The following is a 10,913-nucleotide window of genomic DNA, read 5'->3' on the forward strand; positions in this document are numbered from 1 at the left end:
CATGTGCGTGAAGTAGTTGGACAAGGAGGAGAGGTTTCTGTGATTCCACACTTTGGTTGACGGCAAATTTTAGAGCATAATTTTCTCTATGAGGGCCTAATATGATGTTTTCCCTTTCAATCCTTATGAGCTTGTGATGGCTGTAAAAATTCTCCCATGCCACTAATTTAGCTTTCAAATCAATATCGCCAGCGTAATCGCTGACAAAGCCCTTGTTTGTCAGTAAGGTGTGAACGCCCAACTTTTCTGCTTAAGTAGGGGTTTAAGACTTAATATATTATGCTCGAGGCCTGATATAAAGTATAGAAAATATACATAATCTTTCATTCTAGGTCTAAAAAGTCACACTTGATGTAGGTATCGCGAAGGTATTTTGATAGCTACGAATTGCCAAGATAGAGCGTGTCTCGTTAGATACCTATTTTAGATACATTGGCTGCTTAGCCTCCACTGAATATTGATGGGAGGTTCGTTAGTAGGGCTTTCATGCTGAACACTTAATACGTACTGATAAAGCAAGTCGATTTTATAAGGCTAAACTCGGAGCATCTACCATGTACTTTTTCAACGAAAGAACTTATGTCGCAATTTCCGGAAAAAACTCAATGGAATATAAGAAAACTAATGCATAATGGTTTGGGTTCACTTGAGGATATGCACATGCATTAACTTAATGATTTTTAAGTTAAATGATTAAGTTTCTTTGATCATGCTATCAGTTCCATTGATGGTTTTGATGACTAACAGTGAAGCTTTGCGCTAGTTTTAAAGTTCATGAATGGGTTCTACCATGAAAAAATATATTAGTTTATTAGCATTATTTTGTTCGACACCTGTTTTTGCATACATTGATCCAGGCTCAGGGAGCGCGATCATGTCTGCAATTGTCGGTATTTTTGTCGCAATTGGCATTACTATTAAAACTTACTGGTATAAGTTAAAAGGTCTTTTTGCTAAATCCAAAGCAGAAAAAGCAGACCAAGAAAGCGAACAAAACAAATGAGTATCGAGTTGTATTTTTTGGGGGCTGGACGTCCTGCTTACGGTAAAAAGCCATCAGCACTTAAGAATATAGCAGCAAATTTTCGTGTTCTCGATATACAATTAGATAGCTTTAAAGAGGTTGTAAAACCTCTCAATATTTATTTCCTTGGTGGGTACCATATCGAGGAAATTGCGGGAGAGTACCCAGAATTAAACTATCTTGCAGTCCCTCAATGGCAGCACAAGAACTCACTATACACATTCTTTCATGCTCCGTTTTCTGGCGAGTCCGCAATTGTATCTTATAGTGATACGTTATTCAGAAGACATAGTATTCAAAGGCTAATTGAGTACGATACTGATGTCGTATTTGCTACTGATAGTCAATGGCAAATTCGCTATTCTGATCGTAGTGCTGCAGACATTGCGATCGCAGAAAAAATTAATGTGGGCAGCCAAGAACACGAGTTCAGCGGTTTATGTTATTTCAATGCTAAGGCACTCCGCCTGTTAAGATTTTTAAAAAGCAAAGGTAGGCTTGAAAGGCTTGGCCAAAATCTTCTCGATCTCGTACCATTATTTAAAGAATACGGCCTAACATTTAAGATTTTTGATCTAAATGGAGAATGGGCTGAGCTAAACTCTCCAAGGGACATAACGCATTTTCTTCTTGGTACAAAAGCTGACACACTAGCGCGTTTAGAGTCTTTAGTTAGCAAAAGTCAAATTGGTAAGCAGGTTTCATTCAGCACTCTTCAATGGTCAGATACGCCATCTGGATTAATTCAACAAATTGCTTTTACTTTCCAAGACAAAAAAGTAGTGATTCGCAGCAGCTCAAAATCCGAGGATAACTGGCAATCCTCTAATGCTGGAAGGTTTGATAGTATATTAGGTGTTAATGCTCAGGAGACTGAATCGATTCTCAATGCGATTAATACTGTCGTTTCATCATATCGAAGCAAGGCAAACTGTTTTGACCAAGTATTAGTACAAGAGTGTATTGAGAATATTAAATTATCAGGTGTACTTTTTACCTGTTCTCTGGAATCAGGCGCACCATATTATCGATTCAATTTTGATGATGTGACTGGTTCTACAGAGTCAGTCACATCTGGAGAAGGCGCTGAGTTACGAACCGTCATTGTTAGTAAACTTAAAACTTCCGCCATCTCTTCAGTCGCTCCTGAGCTGAGCTCTGTATTAGAAGCTGCTCAAGAGTTGGAAGCCATTCTTTCTTACGACAAACTTGATATCGAATTCGCAATTGATCATGCGGATCAGGTACATGTATTTCAGGTACGCCCTGTTGTGGTTAATCATGATATCTATGATGTTGATGCTAATAGGATTTGCTCAAGTATTACCGCTGATATTAAACGCTTCCAAGAATTACAGGCACCATCTCCTTTTATCGAAGGTAACCTTGCTATTTTTGCAAATATGCCGGATTGGAACCCTGCGGAGATAATTGGTACCCGTCCTAAACCGCTTGCGTTCAGCCTATATCAAGAGCTTATTACTAATGATGTTTGGGCCCAGCAACGAGTTGAGTTTGGCTATCGAGATGTAAGACCGGCTCCATTGATAGTTTCTTTTTCTGGTCATCCTTACGTTGATGTACGTGCTAGCCTTAACTCTTTTATTCCAGCTAATTTAAATGATTCCATAGCTAAAAAAATAGTGAATGAGTATTTATATATTTTGTCAAATAACCCCCAATGGCATGACAAGATTGAGTTTGAAGTCGCCTTTACCGTTTGGACGCCAAATCTGTCACAAAAAATCAATAGTCGCTTCAGAATAGGTACACTTACAGAAACTGAATTACTGCATTTTGTCGAGTCCTTAAAAGAGCTGACTACTATGGCATTATTGAGATTAGATGATGACATTAAAAGCGTTGAGAAACTGGCTTTACGTCGAACATCGATTATTGATTCTGAGATGAATCATATAGATAAAGTAATGGCATTGCTTAGTGATTGCAAAAAGTACGGTACTTTAGCCTTTTCACATGCCGCTCGTGCTGGTTTTGTCGCTATGACCTTTCTTAACGCACTAGTGCAAGAAAAAGTTCTAACGAAAAGAAGGCTCCTGCAATTTCAAAATAGTATTGATACTGTTACTGGAGAGTTAAAGCACCACAAGTATGACAGGAAGACAGGTAAGTTAACTCAAGACAAATTGATTGAGTTATATGGTCATCTCCGCCCAGGAACTTATGAAGTCACAATGCCTGCATATTGGGAGCAACCCGAGCAATATATGAAGTTCGATGATTGTAAGAATAATGAAAAGGACCATTTTCTTTTAACAGAGGCTGAGTCAATAGGGATGCAAGACGTGATTTCCCAGCTAGGAATGAGCTTTTCAGTTTCTGAGATTATGAACTATTTTCAATCAGCTATAAAAGCTCGCGAAAAAGTCAAATTTGAATTTACTAAGAATTTGAGCAAGGCCTTGGATCTTTGTTGCGATTGGGCAGATAGCTATGGTCTCAGACGTGAACAGCTGTCTTATCTGCATTTTTCTGACCTTGAAAAAGTAAAGCTTAATATGATTTCTAAAGACACAATTCTTCAGTTGATCGAACAAAGGAAATCTGAGCACCTTTTGACCAAAATTGTTGAACTTCCACAGGTTATCCAATCGGAATCAGATTTTTACTGCTTTGAGAAGTTTATGTCACAACCAAACTATATTGGTTCAGAGAGCGTTTTCGGTGAGGTCGTACATTCTTTTTCCGAGCATGATGTAAAGTTGTTACAAGGGAAAATTATTCTTATTCCCCAAGCGGATCCTGGTTACGACTGGTTATTTAGCCACAGTATTCTTGGATTAATAACTCAGTACGGTGGTGCAAATTCTCATATGGCGATACGGGCAGCAGAATTAGGATTACCAGCAGCTATAGGTGTAGGGGATAAACTTTATGAGAAACTAATGGGAACAAAGTACGTCGAAATCGATTGTGCCAACCATCTTATTCGAGAGATTGGCTGATGAAATTTATTGGAATAACTCAACGAGTAGATGTAATTCAGGATTGCCGAGAAAGGCGTGACAGTTTAGATCAAGCGTGGCAGGGAGTTTGTGAAAAATTAAATGCGGTCATGATTCCTCTTGCGAATGACGGCACCTACATCGACCCACTGCTAACCCGATTAAGCCTAGACATTGTCATTTTTAGTGGTGGTAATAGTTTGAGCTTTTTATGTGATCAAAACTCTGATATAGCACCTGAACGTGATCTTTTTGAAACCAAGCTACTTGATTATGCCATTAAGAACAATATCCCCGTTCTTGGAGTTTGCCGTGGTATGCAATTTATTAATAAATTCTTTGGAGGAAAGCTCAAACGAGTTGCAGAGCATGTTGCAACCAACCACTCTTTAGTCCCATGTAGTGAACAGAATGTAGAACTTCCAAGAAGGGTTAACAGTTACCACTCTTGGGGCATTGGTTACAATGATATCGCTAGTGAGTTAATGCCTTTAGCCAAAGACTATGAAGATAATATTGAGGCATTTATCCATCTCGATTTACCCATACTTGGAATAATGTGGCATCCAGAGCGCCACCCTTTAGGCGATGATTTAACGTTTAATTTAATAAAGAGATATTTGTTTTGACTAGAGCAATTATTCTTGCAGCAGGTCAAGGCACCAGATTGAGACCACTGACCAACAATAAACCCAAATGCTTAGTATCACTAATGGGGAAGCCTCTCATTCAGCATCAAATAGAAGTTCTGAATGCAGCAGGTATAAATGAGATTCACATTGTGACTGGCTATTGCCATAAACAGCTTGAACATCTTGGACATGGCACAAGTATTAACAATCGTTTTGAACAAACCAACATGGTAGAAAGCCTTTTTAGTGCTCGTGCATACTTTGAGGATTGTGAACAAGATTTACTAATCTGCTATGGTGACATCGTCTATCAAAAAAACAACTTAGATACCTTATTGGACAATGAGGATGAAATCGGACTAATGATTGATAAGTCTTGGCGTGATCTATGGGCTCTGCGCTTAGATGACCCACTGGATGATGCTGAGACACTACTCTTTAATGAATATGGCTATATCCGAGAGTTGGGGCGAAAGCCTACATCGTATGAACAAATCCAAGGGCAGTATACTGGTTTAATAAAAGTTAGAGCGGACAAAATCAATTCGTTTATTAAGTTCTATAATGCTCTTGATCGTTTTGCCATTTATGAAGGGAAAGATTTTAACCATATGGATATGACTACGTTTCTTCAATCTCTTATTGATAGCGATTGGAACGTTGGAGCTGCGATTGTTAATAATGGTTGGTTGGAAGTTGATTCTGTTGATGACTTAAAATGCTATGAAAAAATGGCTCAAAATGGTGAGCTAGACAAGTTTTATAAGGTATAAAGGGAATGACGTTCTTTAGGTGTATTCGCGATGCCATTTCTTTAACACAACTGGAAAAAAATAAACGCAGACTAATCTTTTATAGCGAGGGAGAAAATTATTGGCCTCATTTAAAAGGCTTAGTCCTCAAAATACTTGAAAAATCGCATCTTGAAGTCTGCTATATTTCTTCGAGCGAAGACGATCCGGGTTATAATATAGCTCACCCTCGTTTGCATGCCTTTTTGACAGATGAAGGTTTTGTTCGCAATTGGCTATTTGAAAATATAGATACTGATGTAATGGTTATGACCATGCCGGACTTACATCAATATCAAATAAAGCGCTCAATTTATCCCGTCCACTATATCTATGTACAGCATTCCTTAGTTAGCCTGCATTCTGTGTATCGTTTTGGCGCATTCGACTTCTTTGACACAATATTTTGCGCGGGACCACATCATGTTCAAGAAATTAGGTCAATGGAGAAGAAGTACAATCTACCTGCTAAAGATTTAGTAGAACATGGCTACGCAAGACTAGATGATATCATTAATGAATCGAATAAACGGCTAAAAAAACAGACCGAAAGTAACGAGAAACAGCATTACCTTATAGCTCCTAGCTGGGGTAAAAATTGCATTATTGAGTCAGGTTTAGGTTATGAACTGATTGAAAAACTATTGAATGAAGGGAATAAAGTAACCTTAAGGCCGCATCCTCAAACTATCAAATTTGCTAAAGAAGAAGTTTATAAAATTCTTGAAATGTTCAAATGCAATGACCTGTTTTCTTTTGAGAGAAATGTAGCTGGACAAGACTCTTTGCATGAGTCAGATGTTATGATTAGTGATTGGTCAGGAGCTGCCCTTGATTATGCTCTTGGGCTAAAAAAACCAGTTATATTTTTTGATAGCCCTCAAAAAATAAATAATGAAAAATGGGAAGAGCTACATCTTGTTCCCCTTGAAAGTAGCATAAGAAACATTATAGGTATAAGAGTAGGGAGTGTTAACGAAGTTTATTCTAATATTAATATAATAAATGAATTTTGTGTAGGTGACTTTGTTTTTAACGTAAGTAATTCTAATGAAATAGGCAGTGATTTCATAATTGAAAAAGTGAAAACTAGGCAAGGCCAAATATGAGTAAAACTCCTCCTGCAATGATTTTAAAATATGTACTATATACTACTACCATTATGATTTGTGTATCTATTTTTATGATGGCCAATAGCCCTGATGATTATAGATTTATTAGTTATGATGCTCTGCTTAGAACAATAATTACGTTATCTATAGTGATTGGTATTATATTAACTATTGTTAAGTTATTATCTATATACTTAAAAATAGAAAAGGTTGTATTATGGCTTAATAGTTTATTATTCGGATGGATATTTGTAGCAGGACTATTTTTCCCTGTATCAATAAGCGCTGGCATGTTAAGTCCAGAAGAAGTGCCTATAAATATAAATAATGTTTTATTTGTATTGTTTTTTTCAGTACTATATGCCTCATTACGACTCACAAAACATCAAAAAAACATAGATTTTATTGTAGCGGCAATAATTTTTTCAAGTATGTTATCATCTTCCTATGCTATTTATAAAAGTATGGAAAATACTGAGTCTGATAAGCCTTTTATAGTTTCCAATAAGAATAATGTATTTGTAATAGGCTTAGATGGTATACCTGGAAGTGTTTTCTCTGAGGTTTTAAAAAATGATGATGAGCTTAGCGAGAGCCTAAAAGACTTTACTGTCTTTGAAAACGCTGTGTCTCAATCACCTGCAACTACAGCATCATTAATAGGCGATATATATGGTATTCAAGACTATAAATCTCTTGGAAGTACTATAGATGAGGTAAAAAATAAATTAAAAACTCTTCCTATAGAAGAAAAAATACTTCCAAGAAATATTGATGACAGCTATGCATTCGGTTATTCCAATATAGAATCACTAAAAAAAATTAGCCCGACAACAATTATTGATTCTCAGCAAATGAAATCTGACACTTATGATTTCCTAAAATATCCTTTTGTTAGAGTATTTTCTTCTTATACATTAAATATACTTAAAAATATTGGTCATAAAATTCTAGGCCATAATTCATATTTAAAAAAATTAGTTATTGGTACGAGCCGAGATGAGTACTCCCTAGTTGTCGCACTTGATAGCCATAAAGGTGCAAGTTGGGATAAGAAAAACATTGCTAACATTAATAGCTTTGATAACTATGTAAATAACCTTACTGTGGGAGATAAAAAAGTAAGCCTGAGATATTTACACTTTGTGTTTAGTCATTTCCCTGTAGACTTTGATGCCAGTTGCTCATACAAAAGTAATAAGAAGCTTTGGTTTGACAACCATCAAAATGAGAAAGGTTTATATGGACAAACCCAATGTGCAATCACTAAAGTTATTGGTTTTATAAATAAATTAAAGAAATTGAAAATATATAACAACTCATTTTTAATATTTAAATCTGATCACGGTGAGCCAGCTAGTTATTTTAGCAAGTCACCTAACAAAATTAAGATTAACAATCATAAATATTGGGGATTCAATAGATATCATCCTTTTTTGATGATAAAGCCTATAAATTATTCAAACGATAAAATCAACTATCGAGGTGAATTGGTTCTTCTCAACGATATCGCAAAAACATTATGTGAAGAGATAACTCCAGAGTTAGGCTGTAGTGATTTTGGTGGTGTAAATCTCACAAAGAAAGATATGGATTTTGATTCTCCGTATTATCTTTACGTTGTAAAGGATGAGAAATCTAGCTTCGAATATACTGAACACCTATCAATAAAGGTACAAAGTCGAAATGTGACTTTACTCCAAGCAATGAAGAATGCTGATGAAATCAACTTATCAGAATAAGGCGATAATTTTTTAGTATGTTAAGGTTTATATTTTTTATATTTTTTATATTTTTCTCTACAAGCTCATTTAGTGAAGGATCTAGAGAATTTTCGGGGTTGGCTGGATACCTCGATGAGTTAAAGGTGGTTGTGCAAACTGACGATGGTCAACTTTCATTATCTAACATTGATTGCTCAAATAAAAAAATAACCCATGCGTATATAATTAGTTATAATAAGGTCTCCACAGTAAGTCGTAAGTCTATTAACAGCTTTTGTATTAATAAAAATAATTTGTCATTATTGGCTAAGCTTGGGCATTATAAGGATATTTATAATTTTTATAATGAAAATCCCGATATTTATGATGTGGTTTCTTATTCTCACCTATGGATGCCTTTTAAATACCTTTCTTATTCTATTGAATACATTATAAATAAAATAAAAAAAAATTTGGATATATCATGGGGTTGGACGGTCATTTTTTTTTCTATATTGGTTAATTTTACTTTATATCCGGTAAATATTTTAGTAGATAAGATACAAGAAAATGTTAACCTAATCAGCTCAAAATTGAAGCCTACCTTAAAAGAAATAAAAAGAAACTATGATGGAGAAGATGCTCATAACAAAATAATGCAGGAGTATAGAATTAACGGAGTAACTCCTTTCTATACATTGAAACCAATGCTAGGATTGTTTGTTAAAATCCCTATTTTGATATCTATTTTTAATGTTTTAGCTCAGATGCCCCAATTCCATAGTCAGTCATTTGCATGGTTTGACGATCTTGCTTATCCTGATGCTATTTTCTTACTAGCAACCAATGTCCCATTTTTGGGTCAGGATTTTAATTTGTTGCCAGTTTTTATGACATTAATTGCTATTCTATCGGCCTTTTTTTATAATAATCAGTATTTAACAGAGTATGAAACTAAAATAGCAAAAACCAAGTTATATATTATTGCACTTCTATTTTTGGTTGTTTTTTACCCTTTTCCTGCAGTAATGGTCCTATATTGGACAATGGCTAATATTTTACATTTCTCCAATACGATAATTAAAGGGATAGTTGGAAGATGACTATATTAAATAAACTGAAAGAATCTATATCAAGATATACGACCAAGAATGAAAGTGGATATTTTTTTAACACTGAGAAAGAAATATTAAATGTTGCAAATCAAGTAATAGAAAGAAGGGATATTAATAATTATGTATTGAATAAAATTAATTTTAAGTTTGATGTGAGTGGTAGGATTTATTGTGGTTATGACAAAAAAATGAAGCCATCTACTTCTATATGTATCTGTGATAATAGTCTTGAAGTTCTACTTTTTACTAATATATTATTCGTGGAATATTATTGCAAGTCCTTGCCATATTCTTTGATGATAAAGCAAATAAATTTAATTTTTAAAATTTCTGATAGACTTGAGCATATAGATTTGTCTGATTTAGATGTAATTAATGAATTAATCAATTCTCCACTTAAAAAAGTAACTTATCAAAACAAATCATATTATGGAATGAGTCGAGTAAAAATTAAAAATCATAAAATATTAGACTTGACAGTGTTATTTTATGAAGGTCCAATTGCACGTGCCTACTTAGAGGTTTTAAAATCTTTAGGTTATCGCCCAAAAAAAATTATTGAGTTAGTTTCTCAGTACGATTTAATTACTAAAAAACCTGTAGGCCGATGCCTGCCAAAATTCTTTAGGACTAATTATTCTTCATATAAGCAAAGAAAGCAGATACATTACTGGGCCCAGAATTACTTAAAAAAAAGCACAAAAACTATTTCAGGAATATTAACAGAACTGGAGATAAATTGGGGAGTTACAGAAGATTTAGTTAAAGGCGCAAATAAAAATTTTCCTTTGTCATTTTATTCTGATTGTGTTGAGTCAGTATTGATTTCAGATTTAAAAGACCCTAATTTATTAGATATGTTAAATATAGAAAAAGCAGGGCACTTCCTATTTACTGGTGGTGGTATTGTTCCTTCAGAAATGTTAAGTATCAATGGAGTAAAGCTACTTCATGTTCATCCTGGCTACTTACCTTATCTACGAGGTGCAGATTGTGCGTTATGGTCTCAGCTTATGCATGATCGAATGTCTGCTTCGGTTTTCTATATGTCTGAAGGAATAGATACTGGAGATCTTATTGCTTCTTATTGGCTCCCAAGTGTACGCTTTGAAAATTTAGACAGTATTAAGGATACTAAAAGCCTATACCGCCTAATTTATGCATTTGTAGATCCGTGGGTGAGGGCCTTCTCTCTTCGAGAATTTGTGAATAGTATTGACGGAAATTTAAGTAAAGTAACTTCATATCAGCAAGATCATAGTAGGGGGATTACTTTTCATTTTATGCATGAAGAAATTAAATCTAAAGTGTTAGAAAGGCTATTTATACCGAAAGTCTAAGGTTAGCGAACTCTTTTATGTGTAGCTGGTAAGCACGACATAAATTTTGCATTTTAATCTCCTAGAACCAGTAATAAATTCAAGTCTACGAGGCTGTGTTTCGTAATTTAATGGAACTCAATCAGCCTAGGAGAAACCATTTTCTTTATATGATAAAGCTTCTATGTCTATGAGGCAGATATTGCATGATGGTCCGAAGAAAAACACTATACCTCTATCTGTTGCAAACG

Annotated in this window: 9 protein-coding genes; 8 read left to right on the forward strand and 1 reads right to left on the reverse strand. The window is 34.9% G+C overall.

Annotated features, from left to right (window positions below; all coding sequences use genetic code 11):
• Positions 1 to 241 (reverse strand): hypothetical protein (locus KO511_RS00005; RefSeq protein WP_215985477.1); only part of this gene is annotated, 241 nt, incomplete at its 3' end.
• Between the two features lie 549 nt (positions 242 to 790).
• Here KO511_RS00005 and KO511_RS00010 point away from each other — a divergent pair.
• The 8 genes from KO511_RS00010 to KO511_RS00045 all read left to right on the forward strand — a co-directional run bounded on the left by KO511_RS00010 (position 791) and on the right by KO511_RS00045 (position 10,683).
• Positions 791 to 1,003, forward strand: coding sequence for a hypothetical protein (locus KO511_RS00010; RefSeq protein WP_215985478.1), 213 nt, complete (start codon positions 791 to 793; stop codon positions 1,001 to 1,003).
• A complete protein-coding gene (locus KO511_RS00015) occupies positions 1,000 to 3,990 on the forward strand; it encodes a PEP-utilizing enzyme (RefSeq protein WP_215985479.1) in 2,991 nt (996 codons plus the stop codon). Before KO511_RS00010 ends, KO511_RS00015 begins: the two co-directional genes overlap by 4 nt.
• Entirely contained in the window at positions 3,990 to 4,619 is a 630-nt protein-coding gene (locus KO511_RS00020) for a gamma-glutamyl-gamma-aminobutyrate hydrolase family protein (protein ID WP_215985480.1), read from the forward strand. The genes KO511_RS00015 and KO511_RS00020 overlap by 1 nt, the downstream gene beginning before the upstream one ends.
• The gene (locus KO511_RS00025; protein WP_215985481.1) at positions 4,616 to 5,395 is read left to right on the forward strand and encodes a sugar phosphate nucleotidyltransferase; all 780 of its coding nucleotides are present in this window, start codon (positions 4,616 to 4,618) and stop codon (positions 5,393 to 5,395) included. The genes KO511_RS00020 and KO511_RS00025 overlap by 4 nt, the downstream gene beginning before the upstream one ends.
• Positions 5,396 to 5,400: 5 nt before the next feature.
• Complete coding sequence (locus KO511_RS00030; protein WP_215985482.1) at positions 5,401 to 6,522, forward strand: CDP-glycerol glycerophosphotransferase family protein; 1,122 nt, start codon at positions 5,401 to 5,403, stop codon at positions 6,520 to 6,522.
• Positions 6,519 to 8,267: an LTA synthase family protein gene (locus tag KO511_RS00035; protein WP_215985483.1), complete on the forward strand. Its 1,749-nt coding sequence runs from the start codon at positions 6,519 to 6,521 to the stop codon at positions 8,265 to 8,267. The genes KO511_RS00030 and KO511_RS00035 overlap by 4 nt, the downstream gene beginning before the upstream one ends.
• A 131-nt stretch (positions 8,268 to 8,398) precedes the next feature.
• Positions 8,399 to 9,331 carry a membrane protein insertase YidC gene (gene yidC, locus KO511_RS00040; protein WP_215985484.1) on the forward strand — a complete coding sequence of 311 codons (933 nt, stop codon included), beginning with the start codon at positions 8,399 to 8,401 and terminating at the stop codon, positions 9,329 to 9,331.
• The gene (locus KO511_RS00045) at positions 9,328 to 10,683 is read left to right on the forward strand and encodes a hypothetical protein (RefSeq protein ID WP_215985485.1); all 1,356 of its coding nucleotides are present in this window, start codon (positions 9,328 to 9,330) and stop codon (positions 10,681 to 10,683) included. Before yidC ends, KO511_RS00045 begins: the two co-directional genes overlap by 4 nt.
• The last annotated feature ends 230 nt before the right edge of the window (positions 10,684 to 10,913 follow it).

Origin of the sequence: Vibrio hepatarius (genome assembly GCF_018860525.1) — a bacterium.
In the GTDB taxonomy this organism is placed as follows: Bacteria; Pseudomonadota; Gammaproteobacteria; order Enterobacterales; family Vibrionaceae; genus Vibrio; species Vibrio hepatarius_B.

What these genes read in the sequence shown, in the direction of transcription:
- KO511_RS00020 (WP_215985480.1), top strand. Translation starts at nt 3,990, where the DNA reads ATGAAATTTATTGGAATAACTCAACGAGTAGATGTAATTCAGGATTGC.
- KO511_RS00045 (WP_215985485.1), top strand. Translation starts at nt 9,328, where the DNA reads ATGACTATATTAAATAAACTGAAAGAATCTATATCAAGATATACGACC.
- KO511_RS00010 (WP_215985478.1), top strand. Translation starts at nt 791, where the DNA reads ATGAAAAAATATATTAGTTTATTAGCATTATTTTGTTCGACACCTGTT.
- KO511_RS00015 (WP_215985479.1), top strand. Translation starts at nt 1,000, where the DNA reads ATGAGTATCGAGTTGTATTTTTTGGGGGCTGGACGTCCTGCTTACGGT.
- KO511_RS00030 (WP_215985482.1), top strand. Translation starts at nt 5,401, where the DNA reads ATGACGTTCTTTAGGTGTATTCGCGATGCCATTTCTTTAACACAACTG.
- KO511_RS00035 (WP_215985483.1), top strand. Translation starts at nt 6,519, where the DNA reads ATGAGTAAAACTCCTCCTGCAATGATTTTAAAATATGTACTATATACT.